24 protein-coding genes and 5 tRNA genes are annotated in these 26,588 nt (G+C 42.6%); 28 read left to right on the top strand and 1 reads right to left on the bottom strand.

What is annotated here, in order from left to right:
- The first annotated feature begins 19 nt into the window (after nt 1–19).
- Genes tatA through tatC form a run of 3 tightly spaced genes read left to right on the top strand, consistent with a single transcriptional unit; the run spans nt 20 to nt 1,383 of the window.
- The gene (tatA, locus tag PSU78_RS08245; protein WP_300386922.1) at nt 20–226 is read left to right on the top strand and encodes a Sec-independent protein translocase subunit TatA; all 207 of its coding nucleotides are present in this window, start codon (nt 20–22) and stop codon (nt 224–226) included.
- A gap of 5 nt (nt 227–231) precedes the next feature.
- Nucleotides 232–633, top strand: coding sequence for a Sec-independent protein translocase protein TatB (tatB, locus tag PSU78_RS08240; protein ID WP_300386920.1), 402 nt, complete (start codon nt 232–234; stop codon nt 631–633).
- 6 nt (nt 634–639) lie between these two features.
- On the top strand, nt 640–1,383 hold the full coding sequence (gene tatC, locus PSU78_RS08235) for a twin-arginine translocase subunit TatC (RefSeq protein WP_300386918.1): 744 nt from the start codon (nt 640–642) through the stop codon (nt 1,381–1,383).
- 36 nt (nt 1,384–1,419) lie between these two features.
- On the opposite strand, the gene PSU78_RS08230 is transcribed toward tatC, so the two are convergent.
- Nucleotides 1,420–2,604: a Do family serine endopeptidase gene (locus PSU78_RS08230; RefSeq protein WP_300386916.1), complete on the bottom strand. Its 1,185-nt coding sequence runs from the start codon at nt 2,602–2,604 to the stop codon at nt 1,420–1,422.
- 178 nt (nt 2,605–2,782) lie between these two features.
- Here PSU78_RS08230 and PSU78_RS08225 point away from each other — a divergent pair, with 178 nt between their 5' ends.
- From PSU78_RS08225 to rpsJ, 25 genes are all read left to right on the top strand, one after another.
- Nucleotides 2,783–3,532 carry a Nif3-like dinuclear metal center hexameric protein gene (locus PSU78_RS08225; RefSeq protein ID WP_300386914.1) on the top strand — a complete coding sequence of 250 codons (750 nt, stop codon included), beginning with the start codon at nt 2,783–2,785 and terminating at the stop codon, nt 3,530–3,532.
- 183 nt (nt 3,533–3,715) lie between these two features.
- Nucleotides 3,716–4,342: a ubiquinol-cytochrome c reductase iron-sulfur subunit gene (gene petA / locus PSU78_RS08220; RefSeq protein ID WP_300386912.1), complete on the top strand. Its 627-nt coding sequence runs from the start codon at nt 3,716–3,718 to the stop codon at nt 4,340–4,342.
- 3 nt (nt 4,343–4,345) lie between these two features.
- Entirely contained in the window at nt 4,346–5,686 is a 1,341-nt protein-coding gene (locus PSU78_RS08215; protein WP_300386910.1) for a cytochrome b N-terminal domain-containing protein, read from the top strand.
- Between the two features lie 22 nt (nt 5,687–5,708).
- Nucleotides 5,709–6,416, top strand: a complete 708-nt coding sequence (locus PSU78_RS08210; protein WP_300386908.1) for a cytochrome c1 — start codon at nt 5,709–5,711, stop codon at nt 6,414–6,416.
- Between the two features lie 2 nt (nt 6,417–6,418).
- Entirely contained in the window at nt 6,419–7,018 is a 600-nt protein-coding gene (locus tag PSU78_RS08205; RefSeq protein ID WP_013147024.1) for a glutathione S-transferase N-terminal domain-containing protein, read from the top strand.
- Nucleotides 7,019–7,029: 11 nt separating this feature from the next.
- Entirely contained in the window at nt 7,030–7,452 is a 423-nt protein-coding gene (locus PSU78_RS08200) for a ClpXP protease specificity-enhancing factor (RefSeq protein WP_300386905.1), read from the top strand.
- 45 nt (nt 7,453–7,497) lie between these two features.
- Nucleotides 7,498–7,573, top strand: a tRNA-Thr gene (locus PSU78_RS08195).
- A 73-nt stretch (nt 7,574–7,646) separates the two neighbouring features.
- Nucleotides 7,647–7,731 (top strand) — tRNA-Tyr (locus PSU78_RS08190).
- Nucleotides 7,732–7,809: 78 nt separating this feature from the next.
- Nucleotides 7,810–7,885: transfer RNA gene (locus PSU78_RS08185), tRNA-Gly, on the top strand.
- A 23-nt stretch (nt 7,886–7,908) separates the two neighbouring features.
- Nucleotides 7,909–7,983: transfer RNA gene (locus PSU78_RS08180), tRNA-Thr, on the top strand.
- A 118-nt stretch (nt 7,984–8,101) separates the two neighbouring features.
- On the top strand, nt 8,102–9,292 hold the full coding sequence (tuf, locus tag PSU78_RS08175; RefSeq protein ID WP_300386885.1) for an elongation factor Tu: 1,191 nt from the start codon (nt 8,102–8,104) through the stop codon (nt 9,290–9,292).
- Between the two features lie 77 nt (nt 9,293–9,369).
- Nucleotides 9,370–9,445, top strand: a tRNA-Trp gene (locus tag PSU78_RS08170).
- 52 nt (nt 9,446–9,497) lie between these two features.
- On the top strand, nt 9,498–9,845 hold the full coding sequence (gene secE / locus PSU78_RS08165; protein ID WP_300386903.1) for a preprotein translocase subunit SecE: 348 nt from the start codon (nt 9,498–9,500) through the stop codon (nt 9,843–9,845).
- A complete protein-coding gene (nusG, locus tag PSU78_RS08160) occupies nt 9,845–10,381 on the top strand; it encodes a transcription termination/antitermination protein NusG (RefSeq protein WP_013147028.1) in 537 nt (178 codons plus the stop codon). Before secE ends, nusG begins: the two co-directional genes overlap by 1 nt.
- A gap of 96 nt (nt 10,382–10,477) precedes the next feature.
- Nucleotides 10,478–10,909, top strand: coding sequence for a 50S ribosomal protein L11 (gene rplK / locus PSU78_RS08155; protein ID WP_300386901.1), 432 nt, complete (start codon nt 10,478–10,480; stop codon nt 10,907–10,909).
- Nucleotide 10,910: 1 nt separating this feature from the next.
- Nucleotides 10,911–11,597 carry a 50S ribosomal protein L1 gene (gene rplA / locus PSU78_RS08150; RefSeq protein ID WP_300386899.1) on the top strand — a complete coding sequence of 229 codons (687 nt, stop codon included), beginning with the start codon at nt 10,911–10,913 and terminating at the stop codon, nt 11,595–11,597.
- A 372-nt stretch (nt 11,598–11,969) separates the two neighbouring features.
- Nucleotides 11,970–12,461 (top strand): 50S ribosomal protein L10, encoded by a 492-nt coding sequence (gene rplJ, locus PSU78_RS08145; RefSeq protein WP_300386897.1) that lies wholly within the window; start codon nt 11,970–11,972, stop codon nt 12,459–12,461.
- 40 nt (nt 12,462–12,501) lie between these two features.
- On the top strand, nt 12,502–12,876 hold the full coding sequence (rplL, locus tag PSU78_RS08140) for a 50S ribosomal protein L7/L12 (protein ID WP_300386895.1): 375 nt from the start codon (nt 12,502–12,504) through the stop codon (nt 12,874–12,876).
- 194 nt (nt 12,877–13,070) lie between these two features.
- On the top strand, nt 13,071–17,243 hold the full coding sequence (gene rpoB / locus PSU78_RS08135) for a DNA-directed RNA polymerase subunit beta (RefSeq protein ID WP_300386893.1): 4,173 nt from the start codon (nt 13,071–13,073) through the stop codon (nt 17,241–17,243).
- A 47-nt stretch (nt 17,244–17,290) separates the two neighbouring features.
- Nucleotides 17,291–21,535 carry a DNA-directed RNA polymerase subunit beta' gene (gene rpoC / locus PSU78_RS08130; RefSeq protein ID WP_300386891.1) on the top strand — a complete coding sequence of 1,415 codons (4,245 nt, stop codon included), beginning with the start codon at nt 17,291–17,293 and terminating at the stop codon, nt 21,533–21,535.
- A 170-nt stretch (nt 21,536–21,705) separates the two neighbouring features.
- Complete coding sequence (gene rpsL / locus PSU78_RS08125; RefSeq protein WP_013147035.1) at nt 21,706–22,092, top strand: 30S ribosomal protein S12; 387 nt, start codon at nt 21,706–21,708, stop codon at nt 22,090–22,092.
- Nucleotides 22,093–22,207: 115 nt separating this feature from the next.
- A complete protein-coding gene (gene rpsG / locus PSU78_RS08120) occupies nt 22,208–22,678 on the top strand; it encodes a 30S ribosomal protein S7 (protein ID WP_292841752.1) in 471 nt (156 codons plus the stop codon).
- 97 nt (nt 22,679–22,775) lie between these two features.
- On the top strand, nt 22,776–24,866 hold the full coding sequence (gene fusA / locus PSU78_RS08115; protein ID WP_300386887.1) for an elongation factor G: 2,091 nt from the start codon (nt 22,776–22,778) through the stop codon (nt 24,864–24,866).
- Between the two features lie 42 nt (nt 24,867–24,908).
- A complete protein-coding gene (tuf, locus tag PSU78_RS08110) occupies nt 24,909–26,099 on the top strand; it encodes an elongation factor Tu (protein WP_300386885.1) in 1,191 nt (396 codons plus the stop codon).
- A gap of 118 nt (nt 26,100–26,217) precedes the next feature.
- On the top strand, nt 26,218–26,526 hold the full coding sequence (rpsJ, locus tag PSU78_RS08105) for a 30S ribosomal protein S10 (protein ID WP_013147038.1): 309 nt from the start codon (nt 26,218–26,220) through the stop codon (nt 26,524–26,526).
- Nucleotides 26,527–26,588 lie beyond the last annotated feature (62 nt).

Raw genomic sequence — 26,588 nt, 5'->3', positions numbered from 1 at the left:
ATATTTCTGGAGAATTATCATGGGTTCATTTAGCATTTGGCATTGGTTAATTGTATTGTTGATCGTGGTATTGGTATTTGGTACTAAAAAGCTTAAAAATATTGGCGGTGATGTGGGCGGCGCGGTCAATGAGTTCAAAAAAGCGATGCATGATGATAAGGTTGCTGATAGCAAAGAGACTAGTAATACTATCGAAGGTGAAGTCACGAGCAAAACTAAGCAATAACGGATATGTTTGATGTTTCCTTCTCAGAGTTAATCGTTATTGCAGTGGTGGCTTTGATTGTCATCGGCCCAGAAAAGCTGCCTAAGGTGGCGCGTACGCTGGGTGCGCTTGCTGGTCGCATGCAAAGATATGTGGCGCAAGTGAAAGAAGAAGTGAACCGAGAGGTACGTTTTCAGGAGCTGCAACAATTGCAGCAAGAGATTCAAGAAACGGTCACTAAAACCAAAGAGACGATTGAATCAAGCGTGCAAAATAGCATAGGGGCGGTTTCTAAGGAGGTTTCTGAGTTTAAATTAGAGGCTAGTCATCCGAAAGCGCCAGAGGTAGAGTCTATAGATGTGACATCTATAGATACAAAACCTAAAGCCAAAAGAACCCGCACTAAAAAAGTCCCAACTACAGAATAAACCCTAGTGACCCCTACAGATAACTTCATTTCACACCTAATTGAGTTGCGCGACCGCTTATTACGTATCGTGCTGGGCTTTATTGTCGTCTTCATCGGATTTTTCCCATTTGCCAATAAGATTTACGCGCTGTTAGCAGCACCATTGCTCAGTAAGCTGCCTGCAGGTGGCCAAATGATAGCTACAGCAGTTACCACGCCATTCTTTGTGCCGATGAAAGTGGCCATGATGGCAGCATTTATTGTTTCATTACCGCATACCATGTATCAAGTTTGGTCATTTATAGCACCTGGTCTTTATTCTCATGAAAAGAAATTCATGATTCCAATGATTATTGCCAGTAGCCTGCTATTTTTATCGGGCATGGCATTTGCCTATTTTGCGGTGTTTCCCGTAGTGTTTGGCTTCATTGTAGGTTCGGCGCCAAAAGGTGTTGCGGTGATGACTGATATTAGCAACTACTTAGATTTTGTCTTAACTCTATTTTTTGCTTTTGGTCTAGCGTTTCAAGTGCCAATCGCCGTGGTGATGACTGTGCGTTTTGGTTGGTTAACTGTCGCTCAGCTTAAAGAGGCGCGTGGGTATGTGGTGGTTGCTGCGTTTATCATTGGCGCGATATTCACCCCTCCAGATATTATTTCTCAGTTTATGTTAGCTATGCCAATCTGGATGCTATTTGAGCTTGGCTTAATTGTGGCGTCATTCACTAAGCAAGCTCCAACACAGGCTATACTGCCACCAAAATCATAAGGCTGCTGGCTTAGAGCAAAGAGTGGGGTTAATCGCTTACTCCTTCAATAAAGCAGGCTTCGGGCGCTTGCCAATCAGTACGGCGATGCTCAGTCTTTGTTCTGCTCTTGCGATTTTGAATGTCGCCTTTTGATTGGGCTGGAGTGCAGCAATTAAATTCAACATGTTGCTCGTGTCAGCAATCGGTTTGTTGTCAATCGTCAATAAAATATCACCCGCGCGAAGCCCAGCTTTTTCTGCAGGACTATTCTTCAGTACGCCAGCGATTAATGCACCTTCCGCCGCCTGTAGTTTGAATGATTCGGCAAGCTCAGGGGTAATGTCTTGCGCCTCAATACCTATCCAACCCCTAGTCACATTACCTTGGCTGACAATTTGATCCATGACTTGGCGCGCCAAGGTTGCTGGAATAGCGAAGCCGATACCCATAGACCCGCCGCTACGAGAGTATATGGCACTGTTAATGCCCACTAGGTTACCCTCAGCATCAATTAAGGCGCCACCTGAGTTGCCTGGGTTAATTGAAGCGTCAGTTTGAATAAAATTTTCAAAAGTATTAATGCCCAAATGGTTGCGACCAAGCGCGCTAATAATACCTTGCGTTACTGTTTGACCAACGCCAAAAGGGTTGCCAATGGCTAAAACAACATCACCAACACTTAGTTGGTCTGAACTGGCAAAAGTGATTGCTGGTAAATTATCGGCTTCAATTTTAATTAAAGCTAAATCGGTGTCTGGGTCTGTGCCAACTACCTTGGCGGACATTTTACGGCCATCTGCAAGTGCAATTTCGATTTCATCTGCTGCGGCTACCACATGGTTATTTGTTAAAATTAAACCTTGTTCGCTGACGATAACGCCAGATCCAAGGCTATTCTCAGGTTGAGTCTGAGCATCAGGGTCATCCAGTTGGTCGCCAAAAAACTGACGAAAAGCTGGGTCGTCTAAATATTTCTGATGTGGGTTTTCTGGCGCCTTTTTACTAGTGAAAATATTGACTACAGATGGCATCGCTTTTTTCACAGCTAGACTATAAGAGCTAGCTAAACTGCTGCCATTATTAGGTTCAGCTTGCTTTACCAATAAGGTATTATTGGGTTTGGCCAGCATGTTTTCCAACAAACTTGGGAAAAAAAGCCGCAGTACAAAAATTAGCGCCAAACAAACTGTGACTGTTTGAGCAAAAATGAGCCATAATTTTTTATGTAGTTGATTATTCATTTTGGTGATGGCATTTTGTAATGGTTAGAGTAATGATAGAAAAGCCGCGTTCATTAAAATGATGATTGTATCCATTTGAAGTTAATGTTGCGTTTGTTTGAGTAATGTCATGTACGCAATCTAATATCAGGCTATTCTAGCGAATATTCAAGAGTGATGTGATAAAAAGGTCGTAAAAATGGTAAAACTGAATGAGTTACTTCATTATACCCAAGAACTTATGCAGGTTGAGCGCTTCAAAGACTACTGTCCTAATGGTTTGCAGGTAGAGGGGCGACCAGAAATTAGAAAAATAGTCACAGGTGTGACGGCTAGCATGGCGCTACTCGAAGCAGCAAAACAAGCAGATGCTGATTTGATTTTAGTGCATCATGGTTATTTTTGGCGTAATGAAGATCCTCGAGTGGTTGGTATTAAGCGCAGTCGATTAGCGTTTTTGTTAAAAAATGACTTGAACTTAATGGCATATCATTTGCCACTAGATGCGCATGCTGAGTTTGGTAACAATGTGCAGCTTGGGCAAGTGTTGGGAATTACACCTAGTGGTTTTGCTGGAGAATCTAAACTCATGGCTTATGGCGCGTTGGTTAAGCCTGTCACGCTAGCAGTGTTTGCGGCACAAATTGAATCAACTTTGCAGCGTACACCATTGGTAATAGGCGACCCTCAGAAAATAGTGCAGAAAGTAGCTTGGTGTACAGGTGCTGCGCAGGGATACATTGATGCCGCGATTGAGGTAGATGTGGATGTGTATATTAGCGGTGAAATTTCTGAACAAACCACGCATCAATCGATTGAGTCGGGTGTGTCATATATTTCTGCGGGGCATCATGTAACAGAACGTTATGGTGTTCAAGCATTAGGTCAGCATTTAGCTGAGAAATTTAATTTAATGCACGAGTTTATAGATATAAAAAATCCAGTTTAGTTGTTTTATTTCAGTCACTTATAAAATAAAGCTTTAATTAGCTTGTAAAGAATTGTATAATCGCAGCCTTTATAATTGCGTCGTATTTTTGAGCTTCTAATTTTTTTAATGTAAAAATATAGTTAAGCGGATTGATGTTGGCCCCCAAAAGGCAAGAATTCATAATCAGTAGCCGAGGAAATCATGTCAGACAATCACAGTGACAAGCATCAAGCTGGTTCGCAGTCAGAACCAGCTAGTACTTCAGTAGATTTAGAAAAACGTAAATTTTTAATTGCCACTTCTGCTGTTGGTGCGCTAGGTTGCGCTGCTGCTGCTGTGCCATTTGTTAAAAGTATGACGCCTAGCGAACGCGCTAAAGCTGCAGGTGCGCCAGTTGAGGTCGATATTGCTAAAGTTGCGCCGGGTGAAATGATGGTCGCGGAATATCGCGGTCAGCCAGTATGGATTATCCATCGCACTAAAGAAATGCTTGAAAAGCTTGCTCACCATGATGCGCAGTTAAAAGACCCTAAATCTGAAGTGCCTCAGCAGCCAGATTATTGCAAAGAGAATGATCGTGCAATTAAGGCTGAATATGCGGTGATGTTGGGTACTTGTACGCACTTGGGCTGTTCTCCAAACTCACGTTTTGATGTGACGCCAGATTGGGATGGCGGTTTTGTTTGTCCGTGCCATGGTTCTAAGTTTGATCTAGCTGGACGCGTGTTTCAAGGTTCGCCTGCACCAACCAATTTGGTGGTGCCAAAGTATCATTATTTAACTGAAACTACGTTGCTTATCGGTGTCGATCCTGAAGGGAAGGCTTAAATCATGACGAATAAATCTGTAACAGAAAAAAAATCAGTATTAGCTGGCGCTATAGAAAACACTGTTAATTGGGTGGATGAGCGTTTTCCACTTACTAGCAATGTAAAAGCGCATTTGACCGAGTATTACGCGCCAAAAAACTTCAATTTTTGGTATTTCTTTGGCTCGCTAGCAATGTTGGTGTTGGTGATTCAAATTGTCACTGGTATCTTTTTAACGATGCATTACAAGCCGGATGCTTCACCGCTTGATGGTATTTTAGGTAATCCATCAGTGGCTTTTGCATCAGTAGAATACATTATGCGCGACGTGCCTTGGGGTTACGTGATCCGTTACATGCACTCTACAGGCGCTTCAATGTTCTTTGTGGTGATTTATTTGCATATGTTCCGCGGTATTATTTACAGTTCGTATCGTAATCCGCGCGAGCTTATTTGGTTATTCGGTATGGGTATTTTCTTGGCGTTAATGGGCGAGGCATTTTTTGGTTACCTATTACCTTGGGGTCAAATGTCTTACTGGGGTGCACAAGTAATTACTAGTTTGTTTGGTACGGTACCATTGATTGGGCCTGACTTAATGGAGTGGTTGCGTGGTGATTATCTAGTGGGTGATGCTACCTTAAACCGCTTTTTTGCATTCCACGTGATTGCATTGCCTTTAGTATTGCTGGGTTTGGTTACAGCGCATTTAATTGCGTTACATGAAGTGGGTTCAAATAATCCTGATGGCGTTGAGATTAAAAAAACGAAAGACAAAAAAACTGGTATTCCATTAGATGGCATTCCATTCCATCCTTACTATACTGTTAAAGATATGGTCGGTGTAGTGGTGTTCTTAATCGTATTTTCGGCTATTATTTTCTTCGCACCTGAAGTGGGCGGCTACTTCTTAGAAGCTAATAATTTTGTGCCAGCTAATCCGCTAGTAACGCCTTCACATATCGCACCTACTTGGTATTTCACGCCGTATTATTCAATATTACGTGCAGTGCCGCCAATTGGTGTTTCACAGTTTCCAGGCGTTGTTGCAATGGGTCTGTCAGTAGTTGTGTTTGCCTTCTTACCTTGGTTGGATAGAGGTGCAGTCAAGTCAATTCGTTATCGCGGCACGCTTTACAAAAAATGGCTTTTTGCCTTTGTTGTGAGCTTTTTAGTGCTGGGTTATTTGGGCACAGTGCCTGCCGATAAGTTTGGTCAGTTTGGTGCTTGGTTAGGTAAAGCGGATATTGCTACGGTAGTCGCACGTATCTTTACCGTCGTTTACTTTGCTTTCTTCTTGCTTATGCCGTGGTACACAAAACGAGATAAAACCTTGCCAGTGCCAGAAAGAGTAACGGGGTAATATCATGAAAATTAAAAATATAATGAAAAAATCTTTATTGGCTCTAGCCTTGATTCCAAGCTTATTGTTAACGCAGCTAGCAGTTGCTAATGAAAGCGTGCATTTAGATCAGGCGCCGATAGATGCGTCTAATCACGACTCTTTGCAACGCGGTGCGCGTACTTTCATCAATAGTTGTTTGAATTGTCATAGTGCAAGCTTTATGCGTTATAACCGGTTACAAGAGATCGGTTTAACGGAAAAGCAAATTAAAGATAATTTACTTTTTGCGGGTGAAAAAGTTGGCGATACCATGAAGGTCTCTATGAATAAAAAAGAGGCTAAAGTATGGCTAGGCGTTGCGCCACCAGATTTGTCGGTAGAAGTGCGCGCGCGCGGCGCCGATTGGGTTTATACCTATCTGCGTAGCTTCTATCGCGATGATGCGCGTCCAACAGGTTGGAATAACGTGGTGTACGATAAAGTGGCAATGCCGCACGTGCTTTATGAGCTGCAGGGCGAGCAAGCCTTTAATCATGAGACGCATGAGCTTACGCTAACTAAGCCAGGTAAGCTCAGCACGGAAGAATACAACACTTTAATTGGTGACTTAACCAACTATATGGCCTTTATGGCCGAACCTGGCAGGCAACAGCGCAATCATTTGGGCTGGTTTGTACTACTGTTTTTAGGAGTGTTGTTGGTACTTACTTACAAACTCAAAAAAGCTTATTGGAAAGATATACACTAAATATGATGACCTTATACTCGGGGACAACTGATCCCTATAGCCACCGCTGCCGTATTGTTTTGTTTGAGAAGGGCATGGATTTCCAAGTAATCGATGTTGATCTCGCAAACAAACCAGAAGATTTGGCCGTAATTAACCCATACAACCAAGTGCCAGTCTTGGTTGAGCGTGATTTGGTGTTGTCGGAAGCTAATATTATCAATGAATATATTGATGAGCGTTTCCCGCATCCGCAGTTGATGCCGCCAGATCCAGTGATGCGTGCGCGTGCAAGATTGTTTTTATATAACTTTGAAAAAGAGTTATTTGATCATATTAAAGACATTGAGTCTGGCGATGATGAAAAAGCAGATAAAGCACGTATTACTATTCGTGATAATTTGACGCAGCTAGTGCCGATTTTCTCTAAACAGAATTATTTGTTGGGTGATGATTACTCAATGTTGGATGTTGCGGTAACGCCATTATTGTGGCGTTTGGGTCACTACGGCATTGACTTGCAAAACCAAGCTGCACCAATATTAAAATATGCAGAGCGTTTATTCTCAAGACCATTGTACTCAGATGCAATGACGCCTTCAGAAAAAGCGATGCGTAAATAATAGTATATTCAATGGCTAATTTCACCTCAACTAAACCCTATATGGTGCGTGCTATACACGAATGGTGTATGGATAATGGCTGCGCGCCGCACTTACTAGTCGCGGTAGATAGTCACACCCGCGTACCTGTGGCGTATGTTAAAAATGGTGAAATTGTATTGAATGTTAATTACACGGCGACCAAAGACTTGCTGATAGACAATGAAGCGATTAGCTTTTCAGCAAGATTTGGTGGTGTTTCGCAAAATCTCTATGTGCCTATGCACGCAGTAAAAGGTATTTTTGCACGTGAAAATGGTCAGGGGATGTTCTTTGAAGTAGAAGATGTTTCAGTTTTTGCGGGTAAAAATGAAGCATCAGATGGCCAAGCGCAGCCTTCTGAAGATAAAAATGCAATAAAAAATAAAAAACCTACATTAACTATCGTAAAGTAGGTTACTTTTTTAAAAATATCAGTATAATACGCAACTCAAATAAACGCCGGATTAGCTCAGTTGGTAGAGCAGCGCACTTGTAATGCGAAGGTCGTCAGTTCGATTCCGACATCCGGCACCAAATTCTTAAACGTTTACCCTTTTATACAATTTGACAGTCAGTCAAATTTTCAGCATAATCGCGGGTTCGGTTTGGAGGGGTGGCCGAGTGGTTAAAGGCGACGGACTGTAAATCCGTTCTCTCAGAGTACGAAGGTTCGAATCCTTCCCCCTCCACCAAAGTTTGTAACACACCGATTGTGCAAAAGTAGTAGCTGTATATAGTTTGAGCCTGTTGGCGCTGGTTAAGATGGATGCGCGGGTGTAGCTCAGTTGGTAGAGCTTCAGTTTTCCAAACTGAATGTCGCGAGTTCGAGTCTCGTCGCCCGCTCCAAAGACTGGGTACGCAGAATAAGCGCCCATGTGGCTCAGTGGTAGAGCACTCCCTTGGTAAGGGAGAGGTCGCGGGTCCGATTCCCGCCATGGGCACCAAGTGATATATTGAAAATTTAAAGTTGTATCAATTTGATTTAGGTAAGTTTAATTTGAACAAGTTTTGTTAATTCTAATAAAACTTATAGTTAATAAAATATTGTAAAGGACTGAAGCAATGGCAAAAGGTAAATTTGAGCGGACCAAGCCGCACGTTAACGTAGGCACAATTGGCCACGTTGACCATGGTAAAACAACACTAACAGCAGCGATTACCACAATCCTGTCTAAAAAATTCGGTGGCGAAGCAAAAGCCTACGATCAAATTGATGCAGCACCAGAAGAAAAAGCACGTGGTATTACCATTAATACAGCCCACGTTGAATACGAAACAGCAAACCGCCACTACGCACACGTAGACTGTCCAGGCCATGCTGACTATGTTAAAAACATGATTACCGGTGCAGCACAAATGGATGGCGCGATCTTAGTATGTTCAGCCGCTGATGGTCCTATGCCACAAACCCGTGAACACATCCTATTAGCACGTCAAGTGGGTGTTCCATACATTGTTGTATACCTAAACAAAGCAGACTTAGTAGACGATGCTGAACTATTAGAACTCGTTGAAATGGAAGTGCGTGACTTGCTAAGCAAATACGACTTCCCTGGTGACGATACACCAATCATCACAGGCTCAGCACGTGCAGCATTAGAAGGCGACCAAACAGAAATCGGCGAGCCATCAATCTTCCGCCTGGCAGAAGCATTAGATACCTACATCCCAATGCCAGAACGCGCCATTGACGGTACATTCCTCATGCCAGTTGAAGACGTATTCTCAATCTCAGGTCGTGGTACTGTAGTAACAGGCCGTATCGAACGTGGTATTGTAAAAGTCGGTGATGAAATTGAAATTGTTGGTCTAAAACCAACCGTAAAAACCACCTGTACTGGTGTTGAAATGTTCCGTAAACTACTAGACCAAGGTATGGCTGGTGATAACGTAGGTGTATTACTACGTGGTACAAAACGTGAAGACATCGAACGTGGTCAAGTATTAGCTAAATCAGGCTCAATCAAACCACACACAAAATTCACAGCAGAAATCTACGTGCTAGGTAAAGATGAAGGTGGTCGTCACACACCATTCTTCCAAGGTTACCGTCCACAATTCTACTTCCGTACCACAGACGTAACGGGTGCAGTAGAATTGCCAGAAGGCACAGAAATGGTGATGCCAGGTGATAACGTATCAATCGTAGTCACATTGATCTCCCCAATCGCGATGGAAGAAGGCTTACGCTTCGCTATCCGTGAAGGTGGTCGTACTGTGGGTGCTGGTGTTGTTGCTAAAATTATTGAATAGTAAGAAGTTTTAAATAAAAAGCTACGCTAACAACCCAGCGTAGCTTTTTAAGTTGTGAGGCGTTAAGCCTAAACTACAGGCCAATAGCTCAATTGGTAGAGTATCGGTCTCCAAAACCGAGGGTTGGGGGTTCGACACCCTCTTGGCCTGCCAAATTTGAAGTGATGTTTTAAACATTATTTAAGTAACGCTAATTAAGTAAATTATGATCAACAAAATTAAGTTGTTGGTGGCATTTTTGCTACTCGCTGCAGGCATTGCAGGATTTTACCTGCTGGCAGATAAAGCTACCGTGTTGCGCATACTCGCAGTACTTGCTGGCTTAGGTGCTTCTATTGCAGTGCTATGGACAACACCTATTGGTCAGCAGTCACTAGTCTTTATCGGTGAGGCTGTAGCTGAAGCGCGTAAAGTGGTGTGGCCAACACGTAAAGAAACAACGCAAACTACTTTAGTGGTGTTTGTGTTAGTGGTGATTATGGCTGCATTCTTAGCGGTGGTTGATATCGGATTTGCATTTATGGTGCAGTGGTTAATGGGACGGGGCGCGTAATGAGTATGAAATGGTACGCGGTGCAAGCTTTCTCAGGTTTTGAGAAGTCAGTACAAAAAGGTTTAGAAGAGCGCATCGTTCGCACTGGCCTACAAGAGCAATTTGGTCAGATTCTAGTTCCAATCGAAGAAGTGATTGAGATGAAGGCTGGTCAAAAAACCATCTCTGAGCGCAAGCTTTACCCAGGTTATGTGCTAGTGCAAATGGCGATGACTGACGAAAGCTGGCATCTGGTTAAAAGCACTCCACGTGTCACCGCGTTTATTGGGGGCAGTGCGCAAAAGCCTACCCCAATCAAAGACAAAGAAGTGGATATCATCTTGCAGCGCATTGATGATAGTAAAAGTAATCCTACGCAAAAACTTACCTTTGAAAAAGGCGAGTCAGTGCGTATTGTTGATGGTCCATTTAAAGACTTCTCTGGCAACGTTGAAGATGTTAACTACGAGAAAAGTAAGTTACATGTGTCTGTTGTAATCTTTGGACGCTCAACACCAGTTGAACTTGAGTTCAGTCAAATCGAAAAAGAAGTTTAGTCAGGCCTGGATTTAATAAGAAGTAGTATTTAAGTAGTTATGTTTAACGGGGAGCTAAAGTAATTTAGCGATATTACCCATTTTAGGAGTTATACCATGGCAAAGAAAGTCATTGGCTACATTAAACTGCAGATCCCTGCAGGTAAAGCCAACCCAAGTCCACCAGTCGGTCCAGCATTGGGTCAACGCGGTTTGAATATTATGGAATTTTGTAAGGCATTTAATGCTGCAACGCAAGGCGTAGAGCCAGGCTTGCCAATTCCAGTAGTGATTACAGCGTTTGCTGATAAGAGCTTCACTTTTGTGATGAAAACGCCTCCGGCGACTATTCTGATCAAAAAAGCTGCGAATATCACTAAAGGTTCACCTACACCACATACTAATAAAGTGGGTAAAATTACTCGCAAACAAGCTGAAGACATTGCAACTACAAAAATGCCTGACTTAACAGCGTCAGATATGGATGCTGCGGTGCGTACTATTGCAGGTAGCGCACGTAGTATGGGTATTGAAGTGGAGGGTGTATAACATGGCTAAAAGAATTGATGCACTACGTGCAAAAGTAGACCGTAATAAACTTTATCCAGTGGCTGATGGTTTAACTATTGTTAAAGAAAATGCAACTGCAAAATTCAATGAGTCAATTGATGCTGTTGTGAATCTAGGTATTGATGCACGTAAATCTGACCAATTGGTTCGTGGTGCTTTAGTATTGCCTAACGGTACAGGTAAAACAACGCGCGTTGCAGTATTTGCACAAGGTGCGCAAGCTGAAGCGGCTAAAGCGGCTGGTGCTGATATTGTTGGTTTTGAAGACTTAGCTGAACAAGTTAAAGCTGGTGTAATGGATTTTGACATTGTTATCGCAACACCAGATGCTATGCGTATTGTGGGTGCTTTAGGTCAAATCTTAGGCCCACGTGGTTTAATGCCAAATCCAAAAGTAGGTACTGTGACACCTGATGCTGCTACTGCTGTTAAGAATGCAAAAGCTGGTCAAGTGCAATACCGTACAGATAAGGGCGGTATTATCCACTGTACAATCGGCCGTGCTTCTTTCACCGTTGAGCAGTTGCAAGGTAACTTGTTAGCTTTGGTTGATGCTTTAAATAAAGCAAAACCAACTTCAACAAAAGGTGTTTACCTTAAGAAATTATCTATTTCTAGTACTATGGGTGCTGGTGTACGTGTAGATCAAGCAAGTTTAGTAGCTTAATAAAGAATGATGATTGGACTTGCTAAGCTAAGTCCAATCGCAAAGGGCTTTGGGCTCATTGATTAGTTAATTAACTTGACGAATCAATGAGGTTATCAAAGACCGTAGGTGTCCGAAAGGGCTTAATGTCAGTGGTTTATAAGTGGGTGAAGAAGTGCTGGTGTGAGTATATGCGCTTTAACCTCTGCTTTAAATTTGCTAAACCCTACGCAGATGGCGCATCCCTAAACAGGAAAAGTATCTCCTAGTGAATGATCGCCGTAAAATGGTTTTTAGTGTTTCTGATACTAAGAGCAGATTCTGTTTTAGTAATAACTTTATTATTCTTTAATTTTATTATTTAGGCAGAGATTTTAACGGAAGGAGAAGACCTTGAGTCTAAATCTTACAGAGAAAAAAGCAGTAGTTGCTGAAGTAAGCGCGCAAGTTGCGGAAGCTCAAGCAATTGTTCTTGCTGAATATCGTGGTATGGGCGTGGCTGACATGACTGTATTACGTGCAGATGCTAGAAAATCAGGCGTGTATCTACGTGTGTTGAAAAACTCATTAGTACGCCGTGCAGTTGAAGGCACAGCATTTTCAGCATTAGCAGACAGCATGATTGGCCCATTGGTGTTTGGTATTTCATCAGACCCAGTTGCTGCGGCTAAAGTGTTGAACAATTTTGCAAAAACTAACGACAAGTTCGTGATTAAAGCGGGTGCTATTCCGAATCAGTTAATGGATGTTGCTGGCGTACAAGCCTTAGCATCTACACTAAGTCGTGATGAATTGCTTGCTAAGTTTGCTCGTACGCTCAACGAAGTGCCAACCAAATTCGCTCGCGCGATGGCGGCAATTCGTGATGCTAAAGAAGCAGCTTAATTCATTTAACTACATTATTAAATTATAGGAAATATTCAAAATGGCTATTACAAATGCAGAAATTTTAGATGCAGTAGGCAGTATGTCAGTTTTAGATTTGACAGCATTTATTAAAGAAATCGAAGAAAAATTTGGCGTATCAGCAGCAGCGGTAGCTGTAGCAGCTGGTGCTGCAGGTGCTCCAGCAGCAGCAGCAGCTGAGCAAACTGAATTCACAGTGTTTATTTTAACGGCTGGCGAACAAAAAGTTAGCGCAATTAAAGCTGTTCGTGAATTAACTGGTTTAGGTTTGAAAGAAGCTAAAGACTTAGTTGATGGCGCACCAAAAGCTGTTAAAGAAGGCGTAAACAAAGCTGATGCTGATGCAGCATTGAAAAAATTGATTGAAGCTGGTGCAACTGGCGAAATTAAGTAATCACTTTGTTTTAGTGTGATTTAGGCTGACGGGAAACCGTCAGCCTTCGCCGTTTCTAGCTGCGTAAAAAATGTAACAAAATGTAATTAAATTTCGTACTTAACATGAAGTTAGAAATAAAAATACTTTCAACGTTTTAGATTCAACTCTATAACAAGTATTTTAATTTCTGCCCTCAAACAATAGGAGATGCAATGAGCTATTCCTTCACCGAAAAGAAGCGCCTTCGTAAAAGTTTCGCCAAGCGCGAAAGTGTTCAAGAAATTCCATACTTGCTTGCAATGCAGTTAGAGTCATATAAAGCATTCTTACAAGCAGAAATTCCAGCAGATAAGCGTACAGAAGATGGTTTACAGTCAACTTTCGCTTCAGTTTTCCCTATCATCAGCCATTCAGGTAACGCACGTTTAGATTACGTAAGTTATCAATTAGGTGCTGAGCCTTTTGATGTAAAAGAGTGTCAACAGCGTGGTTTAACTTACGCTGCACCTTTGCGCGTAAAAGTCCGTTTGACCATTATGGACAAAGAAGCTTCTAAACCAACGGTTAAAGAAGTGAAAGAGCAAGAAGTTTACATGGGCGAATTGCCTTTGATGACGGAGAATGGCTCGTTTGTGATTAACGGTACTGAGCGTGTGATTGTTTCTCAATTGCATCGTAGCCCAGGCGTGTTCTTTGAGCATGACCGTGGTAAAACGCATAGCTCAGGCAAATTGTTATTCTCGGCACGTATTATTCCTTACCGTGGCTCATGGTTAGATTTCGAGTTTGATCCTAAAGACTACTTGTATTTCCGTATTGATCGTCGCCGTAAAATGCCAGTGACCATTTTGCTTAAAGCACTTGGTTACACACCAGAGCAAATTATTGCTACATTCTTTGATTTCGATACATTCCACGTCAGTGCAAAAGGTGTTGAGTTCACATTAGTACCAGATCGCCTACGTGGCGAAGTTGCTAAGTTCGACATCGTCGCTAAAGATGGTGAAGTATTAGTTGCTAAAGACAAACGTATTACCGTAAAACATATCCGTGATATGGAAAAAGCTGGTGTAAGCAAAATTGCTGTGCCACAAGACTTTATTCTAGGTCGTGCGATTGGTAAAAATATTGTCGATAAAGAAACTGGTGAAATCGTTGCGAATGCCAATGATGAAATTACAGAATCGTTGTTAGAGAAATTAGTCGACGCAAAAGTAGGCGAAATTAACACGCTCTATTCTAATGATTTAGACCACGGCGACTATATCTCTCAAACATTACGTATTGATGAAATTCCTGACCAATACAGCGCACGTGTTGCGATTTACCGCATGATGCGCCCAGGCGAGCCACCAACTGAAGATTCAGTTGAAGCTTTATTTAACGGTTTATTCTTCAATGAAGATCGTTATGACTTGTCACGTGTTGGTCGTATGAAGTTTAACCGTCGCGCATTCCCAGAGAAAGCGGAAGACCGTCAATCAAACTGGATGCGCAAGTTCTACGAGACTGTAGGCCCACGTGGTGCTGAAGGTGCTTATATCCTTTCAAATGACGATATTCTTGCTGTTATCGGCGTGTTGCTTGAGTTACGCAATGGCCGCGGCGAGATTGATGATATTGACCATTTAGGTAATCGTCGTATTCGTTCAGTTGGTGAGTTGGCAGAGAATCAATTCCGCACAGGTTTGGTTCGTGTAGAACGCGCTGTTAAAGAGCGTTTGTCACAAGCTGAGTCGGATAACTTAATGCCACATGACTTGATTAACGCTAAACCAGTGTCTAGCGCGATTCGTGAATTCTTTGGTTCAAGCCAATTGTCACAATTTATGGATCAAACCAATCCATTGTCTGAAATTACGCATAAACGTCGTATTTCTGCATTAGGCCCAGGCGGTTTGACACGTGAACGCGCAGGTTTCGAAGTGCGCGACGTTCACTCTACTCACTATGGCCGTATGTGTCCAATTGAAACGCCAGAGGGTCCAAACATTGGTTTGATTAACTCTTTAGCTCTGTACGCACGTACTAACGAATACGGTTTCTTAGAAACACCGTATCGCCGTGTTGAAGGCAATAAAGTATCTGACACCATTGACTATCTTTCAGCGATTGAAGAAAGTCAGTACATGATCGCGCAAGCGAATACAGACTTAGATACTAAGAACATGTTTGTTGAAGACTTGGTTTCATCACGTCATCACAACGAGTTCACAATGACTCAGCCAGACCGCGTTCAATATATGGACGTTGCGCCAGGTCAAATTGTATCTGTTGCGGCTTCATTGATTCCATTCTTGGAACACGATGATGCGAACCGCGCATTGATGGGTGCCAACATGCAGCGTCAAGCAGTGCCATGTCTACGTGCTGAAAAAGCCGTGGTTGGTACGGGTATTGAACGTACGGTTGCGGTTGACTCTGGTACTACAGTGCAAGCACGTCGTGGCGGTTTAGTGGATTACGTTGATTCAGGCCGTATTGTGGTTCGTGTCAACGATGACGAAGCAAAAGATGGTGAAGTTGGTGTAGATATTTACAACTTAACTAAATATACGCGTTCAAACCAAAACACAAACATTAACCAACGTCCTTTAGTTCGCGTAGGCGATAAATTGGCGCGTGGTGATGTGATTGCGGATGGTGCTTCTACGGATATGGGTGAATTGGCTTTAGGTCAAAACATGTTAGTAGGCTTTATGCCTTGGAACGGTTATAACTACGAAGACTCGATTTTGATTTCTGAGCGCGTTGTGGCTGATGATCGTTACACTTCAATTCACATTGAAGAGTTAACTGTTGTTGCTCGCGATACGAAACTTGGTGCTGAAGAGATTACACAGGATATTTCAAACCTAAGCGAGCGTATGTTAGGTCGTTTAGATGAAGTGGGTATTATCTATATTGGTGCTGATGTTGAAGCGGGTGATGTACTTGTTGGTAAAGTGACACCAAAAGGTGAAACGCAACTGACACCAGAAGAGAAGTTGTTACGCGCTATTTTCGGTGAAAAAGCATCTGACGTTAAAGATACTTCATTGCGCGTGCCTTCAGGCATGAGCGGTACAGTGATTGACGTACAAGTATTTACCCGTGAAGGTTTAGAGCGTGATTCACGTGCACAACAAATTATCGATGATCAGCTAACGCATTACAAACAAGACTTAGCTGACCAAATGCGTATTGTTGAAGACGATGCATTCGGTCGTATCCGTCGTTTGATTGAAGGTAAAACTGCCACTGGCGGTCCTAACAAACTGAAAAAAGGCGATACTTTAACTGCTGAGTACTTGGCATCAGTAGGTCGCTATGACTGGTTTGATATTCGCTTAACTGACGAAGAAACAGCGCGTCAATTAGAGCAGTTAAAAGACAGTTTGGCACAAGCGCGTGTTAACTTTGACAGCAAGTTTGAAGAGAAAAAACGTAAATTAACGCAAGGCGATGAGTTGCCAGCTGGCGTACAAAAAATGGTTAAAGTGTATTTAGCTGTTAAACGTCGCATTCAGCCTGGTGATAAAATGGCTGGTCGTCACGGTAACAAGGGTGTTATTTCAAAAATCTGCCCAATTGAAGATATGCCGCACATGGCGGATGGTACACCAATGGACATCGTGTTGAACCCGCTAGGCGTTCCTTCACGTATGAACATCGGTCAGATTTTAGAGGTTCACTTGGGTTGGGCTGCTAAAGGTCTAGGTTTGCGTATTGATGAAATGTTGCGTGAAGAAGCTAAAGTGGCTGAAATTCGCAAGTTCCTTGAGCAAATCTACAACGACAGCACAGGTAAAAAAGAAGACATCAATTCGTTTACTGACACTGAAGTATTAGAGCTTGCACGCAACTTAACAAACGGTGTGCCTTTTGCAACGCCAGTGTTTGATGGTGCGGCAGAATCTGATATTAAAGCGATGCTTGATTTAGCTTACCCTGATGATGCAGCACGTACAAAACAGTTGCAATTCCATGCTGGTAAAACACAAGTAACATTGTTTGATGGTCGTACTGGTGATGCATTTGAACGTCCAGTGACAGTTGGTTATATGCACGTATTGAAATTGCATCACTTGGTGGATGACAAAATGCATGCACGTTCAACAGGTCCGTATTCTCTTGTTACGCAACAACCATTGGGCGGTAAAGCTCAATTCGGTGGTCAGCGTTTCGGTGAGATGGAGGTTTGGGCGCTTGAAGCTTATGGTGCTTCATATACATTGCAAGAAATGCTGACAGTGAAGTCTGATGACGTGACTGGCCGTACAAAAGTATATGAAAATATTGTTAAAGGCGAACACAAAATTGATGCTGGTATGCCGGAATCATTCAACGTGTTAGTGAAAGAAATTCGTTCACTTGCTATCGACATTGACCTAGACCGCAATTAATTTATATACATGCGCCCTCAAGTGGGCGCATTGTAAGGAGAACAGACTTGAAAGCTCTATTAGACTTATTTAAGCAAGTTACCCAAGAAGAAGAGTTCGATGCTATTAAGATCGCACTCGCTTCACCTGAAAAAATCCGTTCATGGTCATATGGCGAAGTTAAAAAGCCAGAAACTATCAACTACCGTACATTCAAGCCTGAGCGTGATGGCTTGTTCTGTGCAAAAATCTTTGGCCCGATAAAAGATTACGAGTGCCTATGCGGTAAATACAAACGCTTAAAACATCGCGGTGTAATTTGTGAAAAATGTGGCGTTGAAGTGACATTGTCAAAAGTGCGTCGTGAGCGTATGGGTCATATTGACCTAGCATCACCAGTAGCGCATATTTGGTTCTTGAAGTCATTACCAAGCCGTTTAGGTATGGTGTTGGATATTGCTTTACGTGATATTGAGCGCGTATTGTACTTTGAAGCATTTATCGTAGTGGATCCAGGCATGACGCCGCTTACACGCGGTCAGTTGTTAACTGAAGATGACTACTTGGCAAAAGTTGAAGAATACGGCGACGAATTCAATGCTGTCATGGGTGCAGAAGCGGTGCGTGAGTTATTACGTACAATGGATATTGAGCGTGAAGTGGTTCAATTACGTCAAGATCTGGGCGCAACAGGCTCTGAAGCAAAAATCAAGAAAATTGCAAAACGCTTGAAAGTACTAGAAGCGTTCCAAAAATCTGGTATTAAGCCAGAGTGGATGATTCTTGAAATCTTGCCGGTATTGCCACCAGAATTACGTCCATTAGTACCATTGGATGGTGGACGATTTGCAACGTCTGATTTGAACGATTTATATCGTCGCGTGATTAACCGTAACAACCGCTTAAAACGTTTGTTAGAGTTAAAAGCACCTGAAATTATCGTACGTAATGAAAAACGTATGTTGCAAGAAGCGGTGGATTCACTATTAGATAACGGTCGTCGCGGCAAAGTGATGACTGGTGCTAACAAGCGTCCATTGAAATCATTGGCTGACATGATTAAAGGTAAAGGCGGTCGTTTCCGTCAGAACTTGTTGGGTAAACGTGTGGATTACTCAGGTCGTTCAGTAATTGTGGTTGGTCCACAACTGAAATTGCACCAATGTGGTTTACCTAAGAAAATGGCTTTGGAATTGTTCAAACCATTCATTTTCCATAAATTGGAAGTGTTAGGTATTGCAACAACGATTAAAGCTGCGAAGAAAAAAGTAGAAGAAGAAGGACCAGAAGTTTGGGATATTCTCGAGGATGTTATCCGCGAGCATCCAGTATTACTTAACCGTGCACCTACATTGCACCGTTTAGGTATTCAAGCTTTTGAGCCGATCTTGATCGAAGGTAAAGCGATTCAATTGCACCCATTAGTTTGCGCGGCATTCAACGCCGACTTCGATGGTGACCAAATGGCTGTTCACGTTCCATTGAGCTTAGAAGCGCAAATGGAAGCACGTACTTTAATGTTGGCTTCAAACAACGTGTTGTCTCCAGCAAACGGTGAACCAATTATTGTGCCGTCACAAGATATCGTGTTGGGTCTTTATTACATGACGCGTGAAAGAGTAGCCGCTCGCGGTGAAGGCATGCGCTTTGCTGATGTTAAAGAAGTGCAACGTGTGTATGACCAAGGCTTAATTGACCTTCATGCCAAAGTTACCGTGCGTATTAAAGAATACGAGCTAGATTTAGACGGCGTTAAAACTGAAAAAATCAATCGTTACGAAACAACGGTAGGCCGTGCATTATTGTCACAAATTCTACCTGCTGGTTTAGCTTATAGCAATCTAGATAAGGCATTGAAAAAGAAAGAAATTTCTAAATTAATCAATGCTTCATTCCGTAAGGTGGGTATCCGCGAAACAGTTATATTCGCTGATAAGCTTAAAGATGCTGGTTACTCATACGCAACTAAAGCTGGTATCTCTATCAGTATTAACGATATGTTAGTACCAAAAGAAAAAGGCGGGTTGATTGCTGCTGCTGAATCTGAAGTGAAAGAAATTGAAGATCAGTACGTTTCAGGCTTGGTAACTCAAGGTGAGCGTTACAATAAAGTGGTGGATATTTGGGGTCGTGCAAGTGATAAAGTTGCTGATGCCATGATGAAGCAACTTAAAGAAGAAGATGTATTAGACGCTGATGGCAAGCAAGTGAAAGACAAAGCAGGTAAAGTGCTACGTCAAGAATCATTCAATGCTATTTACATGATGGCCGACTCTGGTGCGCGTGGTTCTGCAGCGCAGATTCGTCAGTTAGCTGGTATGCGTGGTTTGATGGCTAAACCAGATGGTTCTATCATTGAAACGCCAATTAAAGCGAACTTCCGTGATGGTCTAAACGTATTGCAATACTTTATTTCAACCCACGGTGCTCGTAAGGGTCTAGCCGATACTGCGTTGAAAACAGCGAACTCTGGTTACTTAACACGTCGTCTAGTGGACGTAACGCAAGATTTAGTCGTGACTGAAATTGACTGTGGTACTAGTGATGGTTTGGTGACTAAAGCCTTAGTAAAAGGCGGTGAAGTAATTGAGCCGTTGCACGATCGTATTTTAGGTCGTACTGCTGCGCTTGATGTAGTTAACCCAGAAACGCAAGAAGTGATTTACCCAGCAGGTACATTATTGGGTGAAGATGAAGTTGAGCACCTTGATGCGCTTGGTATTGATGAAGTGAAAGTGCGTACTGCACTTACCTGTGATACGCGTTACGGCATCTGTGCTAAATGTTATGGACGCGACCTAGGTCGTGGCAAATTGATTAGTATGGGTGAAGCTGTAGGTGTGATTGCGGCGCAATCAATCGGTGAGCCTGGTACGCAGTTGACAATGCGTACGTTCCATATTGGTGGTGCGGCATCACGTGCGGCTTCAGTGTCGCAAGTTGAAGGTAAGTCTAACGGTGTGTTGAACTTCACTTCTACGATGCGTTACGTAACGAATGCGCGTAATGAGCAAGTAGTGATTTCACGTAATGGTGAAGTGATTATTGCTGATGAAAACGGTCGTGAGCGTGAGCGTCATAAAGTGCCATACGGCGCAACATTGCAAATTACTGATGGTAAAACTGTAAAAGCGGGTCAAGCGATTGCAACTTGGGATCCACATACCCGCCCAATTATTACTGAGTACGCGGGTCAAATTAAATTTGAAAACGTGGAAGAAGGTATTACCGTTGCTAAGCAAATCGATGATGTAACAGGTTTGTCATCATTGGTAGTGATCGATCCTAAACAACGTGCTGGCCAAACTAAAGGTCTGCGTCCACAAGTTAAATTGCTGGATGCTAATGGCGTTGAAGTGAAAATTACGGGTAGTGAGCAGTCTGTCAATACGACATTCCAATTGGGTTGCATTATTACTGTTAAAGATGGTCAAGCAGTAGGCGTTGGTGAAGTGATTGCACGTATTCCACAAGAATCATCTAAAACACGTGATATTACTGGGGGTCTTCCACGCGTCGCTGAGTTGTTTGAAGCACGTTCACCAAAAGATGCAGGTATGTTAGCTGAAGTGACAGGTACAGTGTCGTTCGGTAAAGATACTAAAGGTAAACAACGTTTAGTGATTACTGATTTAGATGGCATCACCAGCGAGTTCTTGATTCCTAAAGATAAACACGTAACGGCGCATGATGGCCAAGTGGTGACTAAAGGTGAGAGCATTGTTGATGGCCCAGCTGAACCGCAAGATATCTTGCGGTTACAAGGTCGTGAAGCTTTAGCACGTTATATTATCGATGAAGTGCAAGACGTTTATCGTTTACAAGGTGTAAAGATTAACGATAAGCATATTGAGGTGATTGTACGCCAAATGCTACGTCGTGTACGTGTGACAGATGCTGGCGATACAACCTTCATCATGGGTGAGCAAGTTGAGCGCGCAGATCTATTGTCGCAAAATGAGCAAGTTGTTCTTGAAAATAAACGCCCAGCTGAATTTGAGTATGTGTTGCTAGGTATTACTAAAGCATCATTATCTACAGATTCATTTATCTCTGCGGCTTCGTTCCAGGAAACAACACGTGTGTTAACTGAAGCGGCTATTTTAGGTAAACGTGATGAATTGCGTGGCTTGAAAGAAAACGTGATTGTTGGACGCTTGATTCCAGCAGGTACGGGCTTGGCATACCATGATGCGCGCAAGCGTGCGGCGGTAGCAGGCAGCGCTCCAGCTAAAGAAATTCCAGCTGAAGCATTATTTACGGAAGCTGAAGTTCCAGCGGTAGAAGTAGTAAGTGAAACGGCAGCAGAATAAAATCAAACAATTAAAGGCTTGACAATAAAAGTCAGGCTAAATAGAATGTTGGGTTTTTCAGGATAGCTAAATTGTCAGCGATGACATTGCTATCCTGATTTGTTTTGCAAAATTTTAAAAGTAATATTTGAAGACATCAATTTAGATGACTTAAATTAGGGATTAGGGCAATGCCAACCATCAATCAGTTAATACGCAAACCACGCGCTAAAGTGGTCACAAAAAGTAAAGTGCCAGCACTTGAATCATGTCCACAAAAACGTGGTGTATGTACTCGTGTTTATACAACAACACCTAAAAAGCCGAACTCAGCTTTACGTAAAGTTGCAAAAGTACGTTTGACTAATGGCTACGAAGTGATTAGCTATATCGGCGGTGAAGGTCATAACTTGCAAGAGCATAGCGTGGTATTGCTACGTGGTGGTCGTGTAAAAGATTTGCCGGGTGTGCGTTACCATATGGTACGTGGTAGTTTGGATACGGCCGGTGTTAAAGACCGTAAGCAATCACGTTCTAAATACGGTGCTAAACGTCCTAAAGCGGGTAAAGCAGCGTAATTTACTTTGCGTAATGTGTTCGTAATGTATTGCGCATAAGATATGCATTTAAGCGGCTGAGATGCCTTGCTAATGTATTTGCTAGCAAAATTAATTTAATAGAATAGAGAAAATAATGCCAAGACGTAGAGAAGTCCCCAAACGCAACATTCTTCCTGATCCAAAATTTGGAAGCCAAGAAGTATCAAAATTTGTAAACGTATTAATGACAGGTGGTAAAAAATCTGTTGCAGAGCGTATTCTATACGGTGCGTTTGATCAAATTACTGCTAAAACAGGTAAAGATGCTTTGGAAGTATTTACCCTTGCATTAACAAACTTACGTCCATTAGTGGAAGTTAAAAGCCGTCGTGTTGGTGGTGCTAACTATCAGGTGCCAGTTGAAGTGCGTCCTAACCGTCGTAGTGCCTTGGCGATGCGTTGGATGCGTGATGCAGCGCGTAAACGTGGTGAGAAGTCAATGGGCTTACGTTTAGCTGCTGAGTTAACTGAAGCTTCTGAAGGGCGTGGTTCAGCAATGAAAAAACGTGAAGAAGTTCACCGTATGGCAGAAGCGAATAAAGCATTCTCACATTTCAGATTCTAATATTTGAATGTTGTTTGTTTGGCCTAAGTAAGTGCTTAGGCTATTTGCATCGCTCTTTAAGAATTTAAGCAATAATATTTAAGTAAAGGTAATAGCCGTGGCTCGTATAACCCCTATTGAACGCTATCGTAACATTGGTATTTCTGCGCACATTGATGCAGGTAAAACTACAACGACTGAACGTATCTTGTTTTACACAGGCGTAAACCACAAAATTGGTGAAGTGCACAATGGTGCTGCAACAATGGACTGGATGGAGCAAGAGCAGGAGCGCGGTATTACTATTACTTCAGCGGCAACTACTTGCTTCTGGAAAGGTATGGCTGGTCAATTTGATCAACACCGTATTAATATTATTGATACTCCAGGCCACGTTGACTTTACGATCGAAGTAGAGCGTTCAATGCGTGTGCTTGATGGTGCATGTATGGTGTATTGTGCTGTGGGTGGTGTTCAACCTCAGTCTGAAACTGTATGGCGCCAAGCAAATAAATACAAAGTGCCTCGCTTAGCGTTCGTTAATAAAATGGACCGTGCTGGTGCTAACTTCTTTAAAGTGTACGATCAAATGCGTGCGCGTCTAAAAGCAAATCCAATTCCTTTACAAGTGCCAATCGGTGCGGAAGATAAATTCGAAGGCGTTGTTGATCTAATTAAGATGAAAGCTATCTACTGGGATGATGCTTCACAAGGTATGAAGTTTGACTACCGTGAAATTCCAGCAGACTTAAAAGCTGAATGTGATAAATGGCGCGAAAACATGGTGGAAGCGGCAGCTGAAGCTACTGAAGAGTTGATGAATAAATACCTTGAAGAAGGTGATTTGTCAGAAGCTGACATCATGGCTGGTTTGCGTATGCGTACTATCGCCTTTGAAATTGTACCGATGGTGTGTGGTTCAGCTTTCAAAAACAAAGGTGTTCAAGCCATGTTGGATAAAGTTGTTGAGTTGATGCCAGCTCCAACAGATATTCCTCCAACTAAAGCTGAAGACGGTGAAGGTAATGAAATCCGCCTTAGAGCTTCTGATGATGAGAAATTCTCAGCGTTGGCATTTAAAATCATGACTGACCCGTTTGTTGGCCAATTGATTTTCTTCCGCGTTTATTCTGGTGTAATTAACGCGGGTGACACGGTGTACAACCCAATTAAGGGTAAAAAAGAGCGTATCGGTCGTATCGTGCAAATGCACGCAAATACACGTGAGCCTCTAACAGAGGTTCGTGCAGGTGATATTGCTGCAGCTATTGGTTTGAAAGAAGCGACTACAGGTGATACTTTATGTAGCTTGAATGATGAAATCATTTTAGAGCGCATGATATTCCCGGAACCAGTGATTCACGTTGCTGTTGAGCCAAAAACAAAAGCTGACCAAGAAAAAATGGGTGTTGCTTTAAACCGCTTGGCGCAAGAAGACCCATCTTTCCGTGTGAAAACCGATGAAGAAACAAACCAAACGATTATTTCTGGTATGGGTGAGTTGCATCTTGAGATTCTAGTAGACCGTATGCGTCGTGAATTTAACGTTGAAGCTAACGTTGGTGCGCCGCAAGTGGCTTACCGTGAAGCGATTAAGAAAAAGGTTGAAGTTGAAGGTAAATTCGTTAAACAATCTGGTGGTAAAGGTCAGTATGGTCATGTGTGGCTAATTCTTGAACCAAATGAGCCAGGTAAAGGTTTTGAATTTATCGATCAAATTAAGGGCGGTACAGTTCCGCGCGAGTTTATTCCTGCTGTTGAAAAAGGTTTACGTGAGACTATTCCGTCAGGCGTATTAGCTGGCTTCCCAGTAGTAGACGTTAAAGTGACATTGTTTGATGGTTCATACCATGATGTTGACTCGAACGAAAACGCCTTTAAGATGGCAGCTTCAATCGGTTTCAAAGATGGTATGCGTAAAGCAGACCCAATCTTGCTAGAGCCTATGATGGCTGTAGAAGTTGAAACGCCTGAAGATTACATGGGCGACATCATGGGTGACTTGTCATCTCGTCGCGGTATGATTCAAGGTATGGAAGATAATGCAACAGGCAAAGTGTTGCGCGCTGAAGTGCCATTGGCTGAAATGTTTGGTTACTCAACCACTGTGCGTTCGTTGTCGCAAGGTCGCGCAAGCTATAGCATGGAATTTAAGCACTACACAGAAGCACCAAGAAACGTGGCTGAAGCCATTATGAATAAGAAGTAATTAAAAACTATTCTTAATATATTAAATTTAAAGGAAAATTAAATGGCAAAAGGTAAATTTGAGCGGACCAAGCCGCACGTTAACGTAGGCACAATTGGCCACGTTGACCATGGTAAAACAACACTAACAGCAGCGATTACCACAATCCTGTCTAAAAAATTCGGTGGCGAAGCAAAAGCCTACGATCAAATTGACGCAGCACCAGAAGAAAAAGCACGTGGTATTACCATTAACACAGCCCACGTTGAATATGAAACAGCTAACCGTCACTACGCACACGTAGACTGTCCAGGCCACGCCGACTATGTTAAAAACATGATCACCGGTGCAGCACAAATGGATGGCGCGATCTTAGTATGTTCAGCTGCTGATGGTCCTATGCCACAAACACGTGAACACATCCTATTGGCACGTCAAGTTGGTGTACCATACATCGTTGTATACCTAAACAAAGCAGACTTAGTAGACGATGCTGAACTATTAGAACTAGTTGAAATGGAAGTACGTGACTTACTAAGCAAATACGACTTCCCAGGTGACGATACACCAATTATCACAGGCTCAGCACGTGCAGCATTAGAAGGCGATCAAACAGAAATCGGTGAACCATCAATCTTCCGTCTAGCAGAAGCGTTAGATACCTACATCCCAATGCCAGAACGCGCCATCGACGGTACATTCCTCATGCCAGTTGAAGACGTATTCTCAATCTCAGGTCGTGGTACTGTAGTAACAGGCCGTATCGAACGTGGTATTGTAAAAGTCGGTGATGAAATTGAAATTGTTGGTCTAAAACCAACCGTAAAAACCACCTGTACTGGTGTTGAAATGTTCCGTAAACTACTAGACCAAGGTATGGCTGGTGATAACGTAGGTGTATTACTACGTGGTACAAAACGTGAAGACATCGAACGTGGTCAAGTATTAGCTAAATCAGGCTCAATCAAACCACACACAAAATTCACAGCAGAAATCTACGTGCTAGGTAAAGATGAAGGTGGTCGTCACACACCATTCTTCCAAGGTTACCGTCCACAATTCTACTTCCGTACCACAGACGTAACGGGTGCAGTAGAATTGCCAGAAGGCACAGAAATGGTGATGCCAGGTGATAACGTATCAATCGTAGTCACATTGATCTCCCCAATCGCGATGGAAGAAGGCTTACGCTTCGCTATCCGTGAAGGTGGTCGTACTGTGGGTGCTGGTGTGGTAGCTAAAATCATCGAGTAAGATGATTTTAACTAAAGCATATTGAGTAATTGTAATAAATAGGTAGTTTAATCAAGCGGCAGAGTGAACTCTGCCGTTTCGCTCTTTGAAAAGTAGTAAATTAGAAAGGCAGTAAATAATGTCAACACAGAAAATTCGTATTCGTCTTAAAGCATTTGACTATCGTTTGATTGATCAGTCAGCTCAAGAGATCGTAGAAACTGCCAAACGTACAGGCGCTGTGGTAAAAGGTCCAGTGCCATTACCAACACGCATCGAACGTTTTGATATTTTACGTTCACCTCACGTTAATAAAACTTCACGTGATCAGTTCGAGATTCGTACACACCAACGTTTGATGGATATTGTTGATCCAACAGATAAAACAGTGGATGCGTTAATGAAGTTAGATTTGCCAGCTGGTGTGGATGTGGAAATCAAGCTGTAAGAATTTAAGTAGTAAAAATGTTGTTGTAATAAACTGGTTGTAAAAATATTGAGGGTTCGGTA

This window comes from Methylotenera sp. (assembly GCF_029945705.1).
Taxonomy (GTDB): domain Bacteria; phylum Pseudomonadota; class Gammaproteobacteria; order Burkholderiales; family Methylophilaceae; genus Methylotenera.
This window is presented reverse-complemented; position numbering and strand designations above follow the sequence as displayed.

Bases quoted from the DNA above. Each gene is read 5' to 3' on its own strand.
- rpsG (WP_292841752.1), top strand. From the start codon at position 22,208: ATGCCAAGACGTAGAGAAGTCCCCAAACGCAACATTCTTCCTGATCCA.
- tatB (WP_300386920.1), top strand. From the start codon at position 232: ATGTTTGATGTTTCCTTCTCAGAGTTAATCGTTATTGCAGTGGTGGCT.
- PSU78_RS08215 (WP_300386910.1), top strand. From the start codon at position 4,346: ATGACGAATAAATCTGTAACAGAAAAAAAATCAGTATTAGCTGGCGCT.
- tuf (WP_300386885.1), top strand. From the start codon at position 24,909: ATGGCAAAAGGTAAATTTGAGCGGACCAAGCCGCACGTTAACGTAGGC.
- petA (WP_300386912.1), top strand. From the start codon at position 3,716: ATGTCAGACAATCACAGTGACAAGCATCAAGCTGGTTCGCAGTCAGAA.
- nusG (WP_013147028.1), top strand. From the start codon at position 9,845: ATGAGTATGAAATGGTACGCGGTGCAAGCTTTCTCAGGTTTTGAGAAG.
- tatA (WP_300386922.1), top strand. From the start codon at position 20: ATGGGTTCATTTAGCATTTGGCATTGGTTAATTGTATTGTTGATCGTG.
- rpsL (WP_013147035.1), top strand. From the start codon at position 21,706: ATGCCAACCATCAATCAGTTAATACGCAAACCACGCGCTAAAGTGGTC.
- rpoB (WP_300386893.1), top strand. From the start codon at position 13,071: ATGAGCTATTCCTTCACCGAAAAGAAGCGCCTTCGTAAAAGTTTCGCC.
- rpsJ (WP_013147038.1), top strand. From the start codon at position 26,218: ATGTCAACACAGAAAATTCGTATTCGTCTTAAAGCATTTGACTATCGT.
- PSU78_RS08230 (WP_300386916.1), bottom strand. From the start codon at position 2,604: ATGAATAATCAACTACATAAAAAATTATGGCTCATTTTTGCTCAAACA.
- rplL (WP_300386895.1), top strand. From the start codon at position 12,502: ATGGCTATTACAAATGCAGAAATTTTAGATGCAGTAGGCAGTATGTCA.
- PSU78_RS08205 (WP_013147024.1), top strand. From the start codon at position 6,419: ATGATGACCTTATACTCGGGGACAACTGATCCCTATAGCCACCGCTGC.
- tuf (WP_300386885.1), top strand. From the start codon at position 8,102: ATGGCAAAAGGTAAATTTGAGCGGACCAAGCCGCACGTTAACGTAGGC.
- rplA (WP_300386899.1), top strand. From the start codon at position 10,911: ATGGCTAAAAGAATTGATGCACTACGTGCAAAAGTAGACCGTAATAAA.
- rplK (WP_300386901.1), top strand. From the start codon at position 10,478: ATGGCAAAGAAAGTCATTGGCTACATTAAACTGCAGATCCCTGCAGGT.
- PSU78_RS08225 (WP_300386914.1), top strand. From the start codon at position 2,783: ATGGTAAAACTGAATGAGTTACTTCATTATACCCAAGAACTTATGCAG.
- secE (WP_300386903.1), top strand. From the start codon at position 9,498: ATGATCAACAAAATTAAGTTGTTGGTGGCATTTTTGCTACTCGCTGCA.
- PSU78_RS08200 (WP_300386905.1), top strand. From the start codon at position 7,030: ATGGCTAATTTCACCTCAACTAAACCCTATATGGTGCGTGCTATACAC.
- PSU78_RS08210 (WP_300386908.1), top strand. From the start codon at position 5,709: ATGAAAAAATCTTTATTGGCTCTAGCCTTGATTCCAAGCTTATTGTTA.